The sequence below is a fragment of the Streptomyces sp. NPDC003034 genome (assembly GCF_053591375.1).
In genome coordinates this window covers 20,982-36,009 of record NZ_JBSFTS010000024.1, presented here as the reverse complement: position 1 = coordinate 36,009, position 15,028 = coordinate 20,982, and the positions used below count along the sequence as shown (strand labels likewise).

At 70.5% G+C, this 15,028-nt stretch carries 17 protein-coding genes and 2 pseudogenes; 9 read left to right on the top strand and 10 right to left on the bottom strand.

Annotated elements, in window-relative coordinates; translation table 11 throughout:
* Positions 1 to 30: 30 nt before the first annotated feature.
* The gene (locus ACWDX7_RS22335) at positions 31 to 1,545 is read left to right on the top strand and encodes a serine/threonine-protein kinase (protein WP_451492909.1); all 1,515 of its coding nucleotides are present in this window, start codon (positions 31 to 33) and stop codon (positions 1,543 to 1,545) included.
* A gap of 54 nt (positions 1,546 to 1,599) precedes the next feature.
* Here the strand turns inward: ACWDX7_RS22335 and ACWDX7_RS22330 are convergent, their stop codons facing one another.
* Positions 1,600 to 2,091 (bottom strand): hypothetical protein, encoded by a 492-nt coding sequence (locus ACWDX7_RS22330; protein WP_451492908.1) that lies wholly within the window; start codon positions 2,089 to 2,091, stop codon positions 1,600 to 1,602.
* Between the two features lie 201 nt (positions 2,092 to 2,292).
* Between ACWDX7_RS22330 and ACWDX7_RS22325 the strand changes: the two genes are divergently transcribed.
* The 3 genes from ACWDX7_RS22325 to ACWDX7_RS22315 are packed head-to-tail and all read left to right on the top strand — an operon-like array spanning position 2,293 to position 3,517.
* Positions 2,293 to 2,628, top strand: a complete 336-nt coding sequence (locus ACWDX7_RS22325) for a hypothetical protein (protein WP_451492907.1) — start codon at positions 2,293 to 2,295, stop codon at positions 2,626 to 2,628.
* On the top strand, positions 2,625 to 3,224 hold the full coding sequence (locus ACWDX7_RS22320) for a hypothetical protein (protein WP_451492906.1): 600 nt from the start codon (positions 2,625 to 2,627) through the stop codon (positions 3,222 to 3,224). The genes ACWDX7_RS22325 and ACWDX7_RS22320 overlap by 4 nt, the downstream gene beginning before the upstream one ends.
* A complete protein-coding gene (locus ACWDX7_RS22315) occupies positions 3,224 to 3,517 on the top strand; it encodes a hypothetical protein (RefSeq protein WP_451492905.1) in 294 nt (97 codons plus the stop codon). Before ACWDX7_RS22320 ends, ACWDX7_RS22315 begins: the two co-directional genes overlap by 1 nt.
* 71 nt (positions 3,518 to 3,588) lie before the next feature.
* On the opposite strand, the gene ACWDX7_RS22310 is transcribed toward ACWDX7_RS22315, so the two are convergent.
* Entirely contained in the window at positions 3,589 to 3,963 is a 375-nt protein-coding gene (locus ACWDX7_RS22310) for a VOC family protein (protein WP_451492904.1), read from the bottom strand.
* Between the two features lie 159 nt (positions 3,964 to 4,122).
* On the opposite strand from ACWDX7_RS22310, the gene ACWDX7_RS22305 reads away from it, so the two are divergent.
* Entirely contained in the window at positions 4,123 to 4,431 is a 309-nt protein-coding gene (locus ACWDX7_RS22305) for a hypothetical protein (protein ID WP_451492903.1), read from the top strand.
* A gap of 634 nt (positions 4,432 to 5,065) precedes the next feature.
* Positions 5,066 to 5,806, top strand: coding sequence for a class I SAM-dependent methyltransferase (locus tag ACWDX7_RS22300; RefSeq protein WP_451492902.1), 741 nt, complete (start codon positions 5,066 to 5,068; stop codon positions 5,804 to 5,806).
* 84 nt (positions 5,807 to 5,890) lie between these two features.
* On the opposite strand, the gene ACWDX7_RS22295 is transcribed toward ACWDX7_RS22300, so the two are convergent.
* The 4 genes and pseudogenes from ACWDX7_RS22295 to ACWDX7_RS22280 all read right to left on the bottom strand — a co-directional run.
* Complete coding sequence (locus ACWDX7_RS22295) at positions 5,891 to 6,574, bottom strand: esterase/lipase family protein (RefSeq protein ID WP_451492901.1); 684 nt, start codon at positions 6,572 to 6,574, stop codon at positions 5,891 to 5,893.
* Positions 6,575 to 6,691: 117 nt separating this feature from the next.
* Positions 6,692 to 7,903, bottom strand: a pseudogene (locus ACWDX7_RS22290) (S8 family peptidase).
* A gap of 404 nt (positions 7,904 to 8,307) precedes the next feature.
* Positions 8,308 to 9,618 carry a tetratricopeptide repeat protein gene (locus ACWDX7_RS22285; RefSeq protein WP_451492900.1) on the bottom strand — a complete coding sequence of 437 codons (1,311 nt, stop codon included), beginning with the start codon at positions 9,616 to 9,618 and terminating at the stop codon, positions 8,308 to 8,310.
* A 122-nt stretch (positions 9,619 to 9,740) separates the two neighbouring features.
* Positions 9,741 to 10,061, bottom strand: a pseudogene (locus ACWDX7_RS22280) (DUF5701 family protein); the annotation flags it as partial.
* A gap of 63 nt (positions 10,062 to 10,124) precedes the next feature.
* Here ACWDX7_RS22280 and ACWDX7_RS22275 point away from each other — a divergent pair.
* Together ACWDX7_RS22275 and ACWDX7_RS22270 are read left to right on the top strand one after the other, a co-directional pair.
* Entirely contained in the window at positions 10,125 to 10,472 is a 348-nt protein-coding gene (locus ACWDX7_RS22275) for a hypothetical protein (protein WP_451492925.1), read from the top strand.
* 68 nt (positions 10,473 to 10,540) lie between these two features.
* Positions 10,541 to 10,969, top strand: coding sequence for a VOC family protein (locus tag ACWDX7_RS22270; protein ID WP_451492899.1), 429 nt, complete (start codon positions 10,541 to 10,543; stop codon positions 10,967 to 10,969).
* Between the two features lie 272 nt (positions 10,970 to 11,241).
* Here the strand turns inward: ACWDX7_RS22270 and ACWDX7_RS22265 are convergent, their stop codons facing one another.
* Entirely contained in the window at positions 11,242 to 11,901 is a 660-nt protein-coding gene (locus tag ACWDX7_RS22265) for a TetR/AcrR family transcriptional regulator (protein WP_451492898.1), read from the bottom strand.
* Positions 11,902 to 12,090: 189 nt separating this feature from the next.
* Between ACWDX7_RS22265 and ACWDX7_RS22260 the strand changes: the two genes are divergently transcribed.
* Positions 12,091 to 13,209, top strand: coding sequence for a serine hydrolase domain-containing protein (locus tag ACWDX7_RS22260; RefSeq protein ID WP_451492897.1), 1,119 nt, complete (start codon positions 12,091 to 12,093; stop codon positions 13,207 to 13,209).
* Positions 13,210 to 13,352: 143 nt separating this feature from the next.
* Here ACWDX7_RS22260 and ACWDX7_RS22255 read toward each other — a convergent pair whose 3' ends face one another.
* The 3 genes from ACWDX7_RS22255 to ACWDX7_RS22245 all read right to left on the bottom strand — a co-directional run bounded on the left by ACWDX7_RS22255 (position 13,353) and on the right by ACWDX7_RS22245 (position 14,863).
* Entirely contained in the window at positions 13,353 to 13,664 is a 312-nt protein-coding gene (locus tag ACWDX7_RS22255) for an SCO5918 family protein (protein WP_451492896.1), read from the bottom strand.
* Between the two features lie 53 nt (positions 13,665 to 13,717).
* Positions 13,718 to 14,122, bottom strand: coding sequence for a CBS domain-containing protein (locus tag ACWDX7_RS22250; protein ID WP_451492895.1), 405 nt, complete (start codon positions 14,120 to 14,122; stop codon positions 13,718 to 13,720).
* Between the two features lie 537 nt (positions 14,123 to 14,659).
* Positions 14,660 to 14,863, bottom strand: coding sequence for a cold-shock protein (locus ACWDX7_RS22245; RefSeq protein WP_451492894.1), 204 nt, complete (start codon positions 14,861 to 14,863; stop codon positions 14,660 to 14,662).
* Between the last annotated feature and the right edge of the window lie 165 nt (positions 14,864 to 15,028).

Below are 15,028 nucleotides of genomic sequence, written 5' to 3'. Positions count from 1 at the left end.
CGGCTGTCTGGACGGCTTGGCCAAGGCGGCATGGGGACTGTCTGGCGTGCTCACGATGAGCACCTCGACCGTGAGGTCGCCGTCAAGGAACTCATCCTTCCGGAAGATCTGGACACCGCCGGGCGCCAGACCTGGATCGCACGCCTGGACCGGGAGGCGCGGGCCGCGGCGCGGCTGAAACACCCCGGCGTCATCACCGTCCACGACCGGGTCGCCAGTGAGGACGGGCGCCCGTGGATCGTGATGGAGCTGGTCCACGGGCGGTCCCTGGACGACCTCGTCAAGAGGGACGGTCCTCTCGCACCCGAGCGGGTCGCTCACATCGGCCTCCAGGCCCTGGCCGCCATACGCGCCGTGCACGAGATGGGTATCACTCACCGCGACATCAAGCCCTCCAACGTCCTCCTCGAAGGCGACCGGGTGGTGCTGACCGACTTCGGGATCGCCGCCGTCGAGGGTGATGTGAATCTGACGCGTTCGGGCGCCATCATGGGGACTCCGGCGTTCATGGCCCCCGAGCAGGTGCGCGGCCTCCCGGCGACCGCCGAGTCCGACCTGTGGTCCCTGGGCGCGACGCTGTACACCGCTGTCGAAGGCCGCCCGCCCTTCGCCGGCACCAGCCCCTGGGCGGTCTTCGTCGCCGTCGCCACCGAGGATCCCGGCCCCGCCGTCCACGCCGGTCCGCTCGCGCCCGTGCTGACGGGCCTTCTGCGGAAGGACCCGGCGCAGCGCCTGACCGCCGAAGCCGCACACGAGCTCCTCGCCGAACTCGCACGGGACGCGGAACCCCTCCCGCAGGAACGGGATTCCGCGCCACCGCCCGTGCGTGGCGCGCAGCCCACGCGACGGTTAGCGGCGGCGGGCCTGGCTGCGGGGGATTCGGAGCACGAGTCGGAGCACGAGTGGGAGCCCGCACCCGCCCGGAAACCGCCGGGTCAGGGGCGGACGTACCTCCTCGGGGGCCTGACGGCGATCATCGCGGCGGCCCTGATCGCCATCCCCACCCGGTTGCTCTGGCCGGACTCGTCCCGCGACGACGGCGCACGTAACGGCAGCTCGTCGGCGCCCAGTTCGCCCTCGCCATCCCCGTCACCCCCGCCTTCCCCGTCCGCCTCCGCCTCCGGCCCTTCCTCTCCCGCCGTCTCTTCGGTTCCCTCGCCTTCGACCTCCACGCCCACGACCGCCGCACCGACCGGCCCGGCGTATCCCGCGCACACCCCGCTCGACCGCGCGGCCATCGACCGGATCTTCGGGATCTACATGAACGGGCTGGCCAACCACGATATGACGGCGCTGCGCAGCGGCACCTGCCCCCGGTTGCGCTCGACACTGCTCGGTTTCGCTCTGAACGGCTACTACGTCGCCCGCTGGGAACTCCTGCCGTACGAGATCCCCACCGGCAGGGATGCGCTCAGCGTGGAAGCGAAGATCACCCAGCGGGATCCCGACACCGGGAAGCTGGCGGGTGACGTCCACTACCAGTGGATCATCGAACGGGACCCGAACCAGAACTACTGGGTCTGCGGATGGCTCAACGAAGAGTAAGCGGGCAGACCACACGCTTGCACCGGAGGTCGGCTTTCCCCGCGCCGGGCCCTGTCAGTACACGAGCTTGTAGGTGACTTCCTTCGGGACGGGAGACGGTGCGGTGTCGGTGTAGACCAGCCGGATCACGGTGAAGCGCTGGACATCGGAGCCGGCCTGCCAGGGCTTCGGGTCGCTGAGGGTCACTTTCACCGGGTAGGGGCGGAAGCGGCCCGCCGCGCAGTAGGGGCGGCAGTCGTTCACCATGTCGGTGCCGGTTGCCGTCGCGGTCCGCGGTCCCCAGGAGTCCCAGCGCAGACCGACGAGGCGGTTGTTGCCGTCGCCGCAGGCCAGCAGGTACTCATCGGGACGCACTTGTGCCTTGGAGAAGCAGTCGACGACCACGACCGGATCCGGGGCCGGGGCGGGAGCGGTCCTGGTCTGCGGGGAGGCCGCTACCGTGGCCGCCGCGAGGGTCACCGCCGCGCACAGCAGAGTGGTCGTGCGCAGTCTGGACCGGATCGTGCGAGCGCACCGGCCGGGCCGGTCGTCTCCTGAAGCCTCCACGGGCCCTCCTCGCATGCCTGTACCGGCGTCGGCGTTGCGGCCACCACCCAGCTTCCACCATCCGGGCGTACGCCGCACCCGCTGGCGGAGGCGGCGGGTCGTGCGGGCTGATTCCCGGTGAAGGCGCCCTCAGCCGCGGATGGACGACCCACGTCAAGGTTTTCTTGACAACCTCCACCGCGTCAAGGTTTCCTTGACACCATGAACGTTACGCAGCCGCACTCCCCGACCAACCCCCGTACGACCCCGGTGACCATGATGTTCGGCATGCTCGCGCTCGCCGTGAGCTTGATCAGCATGGCCCTCGCCCTCACCGATGGCATGGGAGCAGGGGCGACCGCGGCATTGATCGCCGCAGATCTCGTCCTGATCGCCGTCATGGGGGTGCTCTGCGCGGTCGTACGCCACGCCCCCGCCCCCGGCCTCGCCGAGGCAGCCACCGCGGCCGAGCCGTCATCACGGCGGCGTGAGGAAGAGCTGCTGGACGCACTGGAACCCCTGCGCATTCCCGCCGGACCTTCGGGCGGCCGCCGATGAGCGCGACGGAACTCCTCAGCCCTGACGAGATCGCGCGCATCCGCGAGGAGATCGCCGGCGCCGTCCTGGGGGCGCACGAGGGACTCGCCGATTCGCTGGAGCACGACCCCGACGGGTTCCTGCGTCTGGTGGCGGCGGCCCGCGTCGGTGCCGAGGAGTCGAGTCGACTCCTGCGGGAGGCCGTGCAGGGAGCCAGGTCCGCCGGACACAGCTGGGACACCGTGGGCGGCCTCCTGGGTGTGAGCCGTCAGGCCGCCCAGCAGCGGTTCGCCGTCAAGTCTCCCCCGTCCGCCGTCGACTCGGGTCCGGGTGAGGGCGACGGCCCGGAGCGCCGGGTGATCAGCCCGGTCACGGCGTTCAACGAGATGGCCGAGCTGGACGAGGCCGCGCGCGCGGGCTGGCACCTGGTGGACTACGGACCGCTCTACCTGGTCGTGGAAGCCTCCGGCCTCACCTGGGAACACCGGCGCACCATCGGCGGCCAGCGCCGGCGCCTGACGGCCGACGGCTGGACTCAGGTAGGAGCCGGCTCCTTCCCCTGGCGGTACTACAAGCGCCCCGTAACACCCCCTGCCCCGGGCAGTTGGACGGGGTGATGAACGCGTACGGCTTCCTCGGCCCGCTGCTGCCGCTCTTCACGGCGGCAGCCGCATGGACGGCGGCGAGGTCCCTCAGCCGGGCCTTGCGGTACCGGGTGGGCTCGGCACTCCTGCGGGTGCTCCTCGCGCTGGCCTTTACCTGCGGTACGACTGCGGCGATCACCGCGGGCCTGGTGGCTTCCCGGTGGTGGCCGCTCCTGCTCTTGGTCGCCGCGCCTTGGGGCCTGGTCTTCTCGGTCACGGCCACGGCTATGACCTGCCGTCCGGAGGCGACGGGCCGGCACACCTGACGCCGGTCCCGCCGTAGGCGGGCGAGCGGAGTGTGCCGGCGGTGCTTGCGGCCTCCGTGGCAGTGGTGGGCTCAGTGGAGGCAGAGGCAGAACGGGTGGCCGGCCGGGTCCGCGTAGACCCGCCAGTTGGCCTCAGCGCGGAGCTGGTCCGTCCGCTCCAGCACGGTCGCGCCGAGGGCGAGCGCCCGCTTCTCCTCCCCGTCGAGGTCATCCACGTCGAAGTCCAAGTGGAGCTGCTGCGGGTGCTGCCGGCCGGGCCACTCGGGCGGCCGGTAGCCGTCCACCTGCTGGAAGGCCAGCGGCGTTCCCTCGAACCCGTGCACCTCGACCCAGCCTTCATCCGCCGCGTCCGCGACCACCCGGCCGCCGAGCAGCTCCGCGTAGAACTCCGCGAGCCGGACCGGATCGGCGCAGTCCAGCGCGACTGCCTGCAGCTTTCGAATCACTTCCGACACCCCTCGTCCTCGTCCGCTTCGACGCCCCCGTACAAGAAGGGTCGTACCCGCCGCCACGGCCACCATGCGCGGCCGTACGCCGGGGTGCCGCCGTGGGCCGAATGGTCGCGCAAACGCATGGCGGACCGACCAGCCGGTCACTCTGTCACCATGACCGAATCCGCGAAGACCCCCTCGCCGTCGGCCGACGAGCAAGTGGTCGAACGTCTCGTACCGGTGTGGCTTGCAGAAGCCGCACGCAACAACTCCCCCACCGCCGAAAAAGCCGGACGCGACTGGGACGGGCGCCGCCTGTCCTCCGAAGCCGCCCGGGAACTCGCCGACTGGGTCACCGCCCGGGTCACCGATACGGCGTTCAACGCGGACGAGGGGCCCGTTCCCGACGGGCCGGTGCGCATCAGTGTGGCCGACAAGGCGGCCGTCCATCGGTGGCTGACCGCTCAGGGCCATGACGTTTAGGCCGGCCCGGGCCGCTGGGCACCGTTCCCGCTTCACCGCGGGCTCGGTCGGCGCAGGTACCTGTTCTACCTCCGCGCCCCCGCCCGGGTCACCTGCTGTCCCTGGCCAGGTTGTAGACCAACACCAGCAGGGCCACCGCCATTACCACCACGTGCAGCCATACCGGACCTGCCACCGTCGACCAGCTCATCGCCGCCTCCTCTCGTTCTCCGCGACCGGCTTGCCTTCATGACGGCGCAGCACCGACTCCAGTACCGCCCGCTGAAAGGCGGGCAAGGTCGGTCCCACCAGCCAGCTGACATCCCGTAACCGAGAACTCTCTTTTCCGGTCATGCCACGCGCCTGCCCGGAAAACGCGCAGTGACACGGCATCAGCAGACCGTTCACTCCGCCAGGACCGGACGGGTCCTCCGTCCTCAGGTCAGCGGGGACGCGCTCTTGGCCGGCGTCCGCTCGGACTCGTACGCCTGCCCGTGCACGAGGCCAAGACGACGTCCGGATCTTCGTGGCTTCTGTCAGTACGACGCTCCGCCGGGGTGCGAGGAGACTGCTCGCCAAAGGCTGCGGCGCGCCCCGGGGACGGGGCACGGGGGCCGAGACCGAGGACATGACGTAGCACGGGGAGAACAGCACGATGAGCGGTCAGCTGTATGACGAGATCGGTGAGGCGTTCGAGGGCTTCAAGGCCCTGCCGCTGGTGCAGTACGGGGAGGTGCCCAGCTTCCTGGCCATGGTCGGGGACGTGCGCGGGAAGTCGATCCTCGACCTGGCCTCCGGTACGGGCTTCTACAGCAGGGAGTTCAAGCGGTGCGGCGCCGCGGAGGTGCTCGGAGTGGACATCTCCGGTGAGATGGTCGCCGTAGCACGGGGGTTCGAGGAGCGCGAGCCGCTGGGCGTGCGGTACGAGGTGGGCGATGTATCCGAACTGCGGCCTCTGGAGCGGCGCTTCGACATTGCCATCGGGGTGCAGCTGCTCAACTACGCGCAGGACATCGCCGCCCTGGAGCGGATGTGCCGCAACACCCACCGGAGCCTGGTGCCCGGCGGCGAGTTCTTCGTGTTCGCCCAGTCACCCGGCTTCCGTTTCGACGGGCCGCCGCTGGACAAGTACGGCTTTCGCTGCGAGGCGACCGGCGAGGAGATCGAGACCGGGCCGCGCGTCCGGATCACGGCGCTGCTCGACCCGCCGATCTCGTTCGTCAGCGCCCGCCCGCGCCGCGAGGTTTACGAACAGTGTCTGCGGGCGGCCGGATTCAGTGAGCTGACCTGGGTTCCGGTGGAGGTGTCCGAACCCGGCGTGCGCGAGTTCGGGGCGGACTTCTGGGTGGACTGCCTCGCCAACCCCCCGCTGGAGATGCTGCGCTGCCGCGCCTGACCGGCGCTGCGGCAGAGCACGTGGTGTCACCCCGGCCGGGCCCGCTCCGTCCCTCGACGGAGCCGGGCCCGGCCGGCTGCCGCGTCAGCTGGTGAAGGCCCTGACCTGCCCGTAGACGGTGGGGTCCGTACGCAGTTCACCGTGGCTGAGGCAGGCCGTCCTGGTGTTGACGGCGCCGGCAAGGGCGACCGTGCTGTCGGGGTTGATGACGCTGTCGCAGGGAGACGCCCAGGTGGCGTACCGCGAGGTCCCCGGGGTTTCGTCGCCCGAGTTGAGGCTGTTGAGGAAGGTGGAACCGGGGCGCATCTCCGTGCAGGAGGCTCCACCGCACCAGTACGCGGTGTCGGTGCCGTGATTCGGGCCGCCGAGGGAGATCCAGGCGTCCACCTTGGCGTCGCCGCCCAGGTTCTTGGTGTAGTAGCGGGAGGACAGTGCGCCCATCGAGTGGGTGACGACATCGACCTTCCGCGCGCCGGTGGCGGCGAGTACGCGGTCGATCTCCTCGGCGAGCTGAGAGGCCGTGGTGGCGTTGGACTGGTTGGCGTAGTAGGTCCACTGGTGGAGGTGGCTGTCCGGCCAGCCGTCGGCCCTGAAACGGCTGGCCATCGTGTCCCAGGTGGACCCGTTGGAATTCCAGCCGTGGACGAACACGATCGGATCGGGACCGAGCGGGCCGGGTTGTGCACCGGCTGCCGGTGCGTGCAGACAGAGGGCGGCGAGCGTACTGGCTGCCAGTGTGCCCAGCGCGGCACGGCATGAAATGCGCATGAAGGAACTCCGATGGAGGGGGGAGGGCGGGAGCCGGGTGGCTCCCGTCCGCGGCGGCGGGGCGGGAGCGGTTCCCGCACTGCGCGTTCTCGGTCAACTGGGGCAGCCCGCCGGTGGTTACCAGAAGCGGGTGTAGAGCAGCCTGTTGGGGGATCCGTTCCTGGCGTCCTGGACCTGGCCGGGGGTGGCGCCGCTGACGAGGGCGTCGCGGACCTGGACGGGTGTGGCCGACGGGTGGGCGTGGAGGTAGAGCGCGGCGGCGCCGGCCGTGTGCGGTGACGCCATGGATGTGCCGCTGATGGTCCTCGTGGCCGTGTCGGTGTCCTTCCAGGCGCTCGTGATGCTGACACCGGGGGCGAACAGGTCGAGGCAGGCACCGTAGTTGGAGAAGGAAGCCCGCCTGTCGGAGCTGTCGGTGGCCCCCACCGTGATGGCTTCGGTGACCCGTGCCGGAGAGACCTTGCAGGCGCTCTCGGGCCAGCCGAAGAAGTTGCCGTTCCCGGCGGCGACGGCGTAGGTGACGCCGGATGCGATGGAGTTCTTCACCGCTTTGTCCAGTGAGGTGTTGGCGCCTCCGCCCAGGCTCATGTTCGCCACGGCGGGCTTGACGGCGTTGCCGGTGACCCAGTCCACACAGGCGATGACACCGGAGTTGGTACCGGAACCCTGGCAGTTCAGTACACGTACGCCGATGATCTGGGCCCTCTTGGCCACACCGTAGGTGGCCCCGGCGGCGGTACCGGCCACATGGGTACCGTGCCCCTGGCAATCCTGGCCGTTCTGGCCGTCGCCGACGGTGTCGGTTCCGATGGACGCCCGGCCCCCGAACTCGCTGTGGCTCGTACGCAGCCCGGTGTCGATGACGTACAGCCGCACGCCCGGCGCCGTGTTGCTTCAGGCGTAGGTGTTGTCGAGCGGCAGCTCCCGCTGGTCGATGCGGTCGAGGCCCCAGGTGGGGTCCGGCTGCTCGTCGGCGATGGTGACCTTCGAGTCCTGTTCGACGTAGGCGACGCGGGGATCCAGGGCCAGCCGGCGCGCTTGAACATGCGTCAGGTGCGCCGAGAATCCGTTCAGCGCGGTGCGGTACACGTGGGTGAGGCGGCCCCCGTGGTGATGCGTGAGCTCGTGCGCGAGGGGAACGGTGGAGGTGGTGTCCGGCTTGAGGGCGACGATCCAGCTGTCGGGGATCGCCGTCTCAGCAGGGGCAAGACGTACGTCACCGCGAGGAGCGGGTGCGCCCTGGGCGGGTGAACCCGCGCCCTGCAGGGCCGCCGTGAGCAGTAACGCGGGGACGAGGGCGCTGACTCGGCGTGTGGGGGGTCGTCGCATGTGTACACCAGACCTTTCGCTGGCCGGATGGCGGTGAGGTACGGCTGTAGTGCGCCGCGTCCCTGGGTCGGAGGCGCGGTGTGGATGCGGGGGGGGGAGGTACGAGGCGATCCGCGGGGCGGCGGGGTGCGGGCGCCCTTCGGTGTGGCCTGCGAGGCAGGGCGGACCGAAGCATGGGGCCGGACCACGGGCCCGGAGGTCGCGCCCACTAGGTCAACAGAGATATCGGAGTGTGTTACGTCACCGGATGGCAGTGTGCCCGCGGCGCCGACGGCGCGTCAAGAGAGCGTGCAGGCCCCGCATTTGTTCGGGCTGTCAGGTCGCCGCCGGGATGAGGGGGTCCGGCCGCTTCCACCGGTCCCCGGCCGTCCGGGCCCGCCGGGTCGATGAGCGATCTCGTACCGCTACGCCTTCTCCAGTGACATCAGCCCACGACGGAAGACGGCGGCCGCTTCCTCGGTGCGGCCCCGCACGATCAGGCGGTCCCCGAGGAGACGGCAGGTCGTCGCCACCTCGTGCATCGCGCCGACCTCCTGGTACCGGTCGATCGCAGACCGGAACAACGCTTCGGCACCGGCCTCGTCACCGCGCTCCACCGCTATGCGGGCGCCTACGCGATCCAGTTCGGCGGCCTGTTCCGGGCCGAGGCAGCCGAGCGCCAGGGCCTTGCACTCCTCGACCAAGGCGCCCGCCTCGCTCGTACGGCCCATCCTGCGGAGCACGTCCGCGAGTTCGGCCGTCGCGGTGACCTGCCGCGGCAGTGCGTGCGTCTCAGCGAACACGTCCACCGCCTGACGCAGCCGGTCCTGCGCACGGGGGAGGTCACCCTTGCGGGCCGAAAGGCAGCCGCGGGCGGCGTGGCACATGCCGGCCTCGGTGTGCAGCCGCAGGTGCTCGTACAGGGCCACAGCCCGGGTGAGCACCTGCTCGGCCTCCTCGTAGCGCCCCTGCGCGATCAGCACGCGGGTGACGTCGTAGTAGCCCTGGGCCAGGATCTCGGGATCCTTCACCTGCGGGGCCATCTCCAACGCGGCGTCGGCGGCGGCCCGCGCCTGCTCCACGTCTCCCCGCTCGACCCGCGGCAGCACCGTTGCCGCGCGGAGCGCGAACTTGGCGGCCGTCTCCCCGTTCCGGGGTGCCGCCCTCAGCTCGTCCTCGGCCAGGCGGAGGGCCTCGTAGAGCGCACCGCGCGCGAGCAGCGCTCCCATCCGGCCCAGTACGGCGGGCAGCCGGACGGTCAGGGGCTGCTGGGCCAGCAGCTCGCCGGCCGCGGTGAACAACTCCAGGGCGCGGTCGGGGTCGCCTTCGTGTCGGGCGATGAGGCCCAGCCCGCAGTGGCCGGCCGCGCTGAGTTCCGGGTCGTGGTCGAGCTCGGCGGCGGAGGCGACCTCCTGGTACACCGCCGAAGCCTGCGCCACCTCCCCCCGGGAGAGGGCGAGCCGGGCTTCGGCGGCCGCGGTCCGCAGCGCCCGGCGCCGGCCCGGCTCGTACGGATAGCAGAGGTCCTCCAGGGCGACACCGAGGCGCTCCGCGAAGTATGCGCTGGCGCGGGCGGACGGGGTGCGCTTGCCTCCCTCGATCGATGACACGTAGGCGCGGGTGAAAGCCTCCCCGGCCAGGTACGCCTGCGTGGCACCCTGCTGGGTGCGCAGCCGCAGCAGCCGCGCCCCGATCCCCTCGACGTCGGCTCCGAGGGGAAACACATCATCAGACATAACGTCACTCTAGGGCCTTGCTATCACCCGATCGGCGTCGCCGGTCCCGACCGGTTGCGGTAACTGGGCTCGGGGCAGGGGGCCTTCAGTTCGTCAGGCCAGCCCACACGCGTGCACGGCCGTCACGGCGAGCCCGCCGCAGAGCGGCGGGTGGCCGCGGAGGCCATGCCGAGCCAGGTATGCGGGTTGCCCGCCCAGCACCATCCGAGCTTGGGGGCCTTCTGGCTGATCCAGATCGCCGGGACGCGGCGGTCACCGGAGCGTGAGCCGCCGAGCGAGAAGCACTTGTTCTTGACCAGCACCTGCGGCACGCGGGTGACCAGGGCGATGCCCTCCTCGATGGTGAGCAGCGTGCGGCCCCGAGCCGCGAGGGCGGCCATCGCGTCGTTGGGCACGGCTCCGCAGAACTCCTCTCCGCGTTCGACGTCGAACAGCAAGTAGGCCTCCTGGGAGGGCGACTCGGCCTCCTTGGTCGCGACGAACCGTTCGGACCGGAGTTCACGCGGATGATCGCGGAAAGTCCCACCCTCTCCGCCTGCCTGCGAGGCCTGCACGACCAGCGGGAGGAGGCACTGGCGATGGCCCTCGCCCATGCGACCGGGGCGCCGGCCTGCGACATCACGCCCCGCACCGCCGCGGCCCTTCTGGGCGGTGTGCACCGGGTCCTCTTCCGCCGCATCCAGGACCTGACCGTGGCCGGCAGCACCAATCCCGCGATCGCGGAAGTCCTGGCGAAGGAAGCCCCGTTGGCGTTCGATCTGCTCGGCCCCGCGCTCGCCGACTACGCCCGGGCCCCGTCAGCACCGTCAGCACCGTCACCAACACCAGAACCGGCACGACCGGACAGCCGCTGACAGCCGCTGACAGCACGATCACCCGACGGTCGGCGCATCGGGCGCCGCTGCGCGGGTAAGCGCGGCCCATGACTGTCGCGAAGACGAGCGTTCTCGTACTGGACTGCGCCGAACCGGAGTCACTGGCCCTGTTCTACGCCGAGTTACTCGGCGCCGAGGTACGGCCGGGACAGGGACCCGACCTCGTGGAGGTCGTCGGCGGATCCGGCGTCCACCTCGCGGTGCGCCGGGACAACGGCTACGCCCCGCCGAGCTGGCCGCGGCCGGAAGACTCCCAACAAGCGCACCTGCGCATCCTCGTGGCCGCCGCGGACCTGGACGAAGCGGAGCGCGAGGCCGTCTCGCTCGGCGCCCGCCCGGTGTCGTCCGACGCCGAGGACGGCCCCCGGGAGGCCCGCCTCTTCAGTGACCCGGCCGGCCACTCCTTCACCCTGGCGGCCACCGACGTGCAGCTGCGCGGAGCACCGTCCCAGACCCGGATCGCCAACGGATCCTAGGACCGCCCCACCGCCGCCTCCAACCCCAGCCGCCCCGCCCGCCATCCGGCCGGCGGGGCCGCTCATGCCCCTCTCCACGGTCGGCGGTAAGTGGATCACTGCTCCGGTTCCTCGGGAAGCAGCGGACTGCGAGCAGCAGCCGCAGGGGGACGCCAGCCGCATCCGCAGACGCGGCGAGAGGTAACCCCCGGCGACCTCGTCTCCGACGAGCATCCGGGCGGCCGCACAGCCGACCGGCCACCCCGTGCGTTGTCGGGGCGGGCGGGGGTGCCCTAGCTCGGGCCGATTGCGGCCTCGATGTGGGCGAGTTGGGCGGCGAGGATCTCTTCGAACGCGGCGCGGCGATCCGCCCCGAGGGGGCGGATGTCGCGGGCGAAGTGGGCCAGGGCGGGGAAGCGTTCGGGGTCGGCGCCGAGTACCGCGACGCGGAACAGCTCCATGCCCTGTTCGTACTCCTCTGGGGTGATGGTGCTGACTCCGGCCTCGGAGGCGATCAACGCGGCGATGAGGACCGCGATCCGGTGGTAGCGCGCCGGGATCTCCTCGTCGGGCATCCCCGACGCGCGCAGGGCCTGCAGGACCTCTTCCATGACCAGCCGGGAACCGGCGCCGCCTGACGCGTACCGTCCCCAGACCGCGGCGAGCTGGGGCTGCTGGCCGAACGCCTCTCTCACCCGCATGGCCAGGGCGGTGATGCGCTGCTTCCAGTCGCCCTCGGCGCGGTAGCCGTCCATGGAAGCCAGGAGGATCCGGTCGGCGGCCGCGCGCAGCAGTTCCGTCTTGCTGCGGAAGTGCCGGTAGAGGCTGGATGAATCGGTCCCGAGGGTCGCGGCGAGCTTGCGCACGCTGAACGACTCCGTGTCGCTCGTGCGCAGCAACTCCGCTGCCGCATCCAGGATTTCCTCGGACGACCAACGCCTTCGACCTGCCATTTCGCCCCTATCTTCGGACTCACTCTAACCTATGCGCTTGGTGTTGCACGCACCGCGTGCATAATGAGGGCATGAGCATGCCAGGGACCCGGCAGCAGGCAGGCGACGTGCCACGCGCGCCCTGTCACCTCACCCGGGTCGGTCGACCGACGTGGAGCTCATCCCGAGCATTGCGAAAGGACGCATGTCGTGAGGAACTCACTGGATTCCGCGGCGCTGAGTACCGCCATCGAGAACGTCCACCGCGCCGGGATGCCGGGCCTGTTCGCCGAGGTGCGTGTCGGCGAGCAGGTCTGGCGCGGCGCCGCCGGGGTCGCCGACGTCGCCACCGGCCGCCCCGTCACCGCCGACATGCGGCACCGCGTCGGCAGCATCACCAAGACCTTCACCGCCGCAGCGGTCCTCCAGCAGGTCGAGAGCGGGCAGATCGGTCTCGACACACCGATCGGCCGGTACCTTCCGAAACTGGTTCCCGGACGACGCGGTGACGCGATCACGGTCCGGATGCTGATCAACCACACCAGCGGCCTCGCCGAGTACCTCCCGTACGCCTACCCTTCCCTCAAGGCGTTCCCCGCCCTCGCGGAAACCGGACCCCAGAGCCTGGACGACCACCGGTTCACGCGGTTCGACCCCACCGAACTGATCGAGATGGGGGTCACCGCACCTGCCGCCGGCGCCCCGGGCGGTGCTCCGGGGGTGTACTCCAACACCAACTACCTGCTCCTCGCCCAGCTCCTGGAAGAGGTGAGCGGCGCCACGGCCGAGCGGTACATCACCCGGAACGTCATCGAGCGCGCCGGGCTCCGGGACACCGGATTCCCCGCCGGACCGTACGTCGACGGGCCGCACTCGCAGCTCTACGAGGCATGGTTCGGCATGATCGACCCCCCGCGCGACTACAGCGTCTACGACATGTCATGGGTGGGCCCGGCGGCCTCGCTGATATCAACCGTCGCGGACCTCAACCGTTTCTACCGCCTACTGCTCGCCGGAGAGATCGTCAGCCCGGCCTCGCTGGCACAGATGCAGCGCATGGTCCCGGTCGTCTCCCAAGAAGGAAGGGCGATCGACTACGGCCTCGGCCTCCACCCCATGGAGGGTCCCGGTCAGGCCACCTTCTGGGGCCATGGCGGCTCCGTCTGGGGTGGTGGGGCGCTGGCCATGATCCGTGCCGACGGCGAGCGGCAGATGTCGGTCGCGGTGAACATGCAGAGGTGGAACAGGCTCGATTCCTCCGGCAAGCCGCAGCCCCATCCCATCGACGACGCGCTCGCGACTCTGTACCGCGTGGCGATGTACGGCTGACCGGGCCGGCTGACCGCCCCGACAGCCGGCCGAAGGATTCCGGCCATCTGTCCGCTCGGGTCCAGAACTGCTGCGGGCGGTGCGAACCCCTCGCGCCGCAGTACCTGCTCGGCCTCGGCCGTCCCGGGCCGGAGCGCGGCCGGTCAGACGGGAGAGGGGACGCCGAGCATGACGGAGGCCCTCTGCAGCGGGGTGAGCGCCCGTGCGGGTGCGACAGTCCTGGGCAGAGCGCGGCAGGTGAAGCCGAGGAGGGTCATGGCACGGGTGACTTCGCCGGCGCTGAAGTCCCGGCGGTCCTGCCGGGTGATGACCTGGCCCACCTGCTTGACGGGGTAGGAGCGGCGGCCGATGATCACGGACTCACCCGTGACCGGCTCGGGCTTCACGCCCTTCATGGACGCCAGCACTCCGCTCTTGGTCAGGTCGAACGGGAAACGGGCGATGACGCAGCGCATGGTGCCTCACAGGGAGAGAGCCGGAACGGGACGGTCTTGCGGCGGTGACGCGGTCAGCGCGCGAGGGCCAGTACGCCCAGCGCACAACCGTGTTCGTCGACGACGGGCAGCGCCGCGAGGCGCCGGTAGCGCATCGCGTGGTCGGCCTCGGCCATCGTCGTCACGGTGGAGGTGAAGGGTCCGTCGCCGCCGAAGATCTCGCGCAGACGGATGCGGTCGGTGTACGCGGAGCCGTCGCGGACGGCGGTGAGCTGCGCCTCGGTGACCACTCCCCTGCACAGGCCGTCCTCGTCGCAGACCAGGAGGTATCCCGCGCGGGCACTGGCCATGACGAACAGGGCCACTTCGACGGTCATGTCGTCACAGACCTGCGGCCCTGACGCGTCCATGGCCTCGGCCACGGTCCTGTTCGTCGGGGCGAAGTCCACCGGGCGGGGCTGCGTCTGGACCAGCGTCAAAGGTGGCTCCTACAGAGAGGGGGAGGGAGGGAGCGGGCGGGTCAGCTTCGAGCACGGGTGCCGAGGCCGCCGCGTCGAAGGAATGTGGCGTCGCTGCCCGCTGGGTCGCGGAGCCGGGACCGCGCCGTCCGCGTGTGGAATTGTCGCTGCGCTCGGGCCGGTCGGAGACGGGTGCCGTGACCGGGCGGCCTCGGCTATCGCGCCAGGCAATGGGTGGCGCGGGGAACCGTAAGAATGGCCACAGCGAAAGCAGAAGCTAAATCCGGTTCGACTTTGACCGGCGAAGGAGGCGAGTCAGTCACTGAGGTGCGCGGAACGATCCGGACGAGGAAGTCGGGTGCTCCGGCAGCACGCAAGCTCGTACGGAATGCACATCCGGAGCGGGGTGGAACGTCCACCGTGCGATGGCTGCGGATTCCACCGGGTACGGGCGGCCGACGGAATCGCCGGGGCGCACGAAGGGACCGCAGTCACAGGGTGCAGCTGGGGCCCGCACCCCGAAGGATGCGGGCCCCAGCTACGAAGTACGCGTCAGCGTCAGGCGGGAACGATGTTCTCGGCCGTCGGGCCCTTCTGGCCCTGCGCGATGTCGAAGATGACCTTCTGGCCTTCCTGAAGCTCACGGAAGCCCTGGGCGGCGATGTTCGAGTAGTGGGCGAACACGTCAGCGCCGCCACCCTCCTGCTCGATGAAGCCAAAACCCTTTTCCGCGTTGAACCACTTCACGGTACCAGCAGCCATGTCATATCTCCTTTGGGGCAGTACATCGGGATCCGCACTGTGCGAATTCCGTGTCGCCGCGATGATTACCCCGCCCGGAAATGACCGGAAATACAAAAGCACTCCCAGGCGGCACGGAAGCCGACTGAGGGCACTTGAAGTTTTGGGAACCACAACTGCAACTGA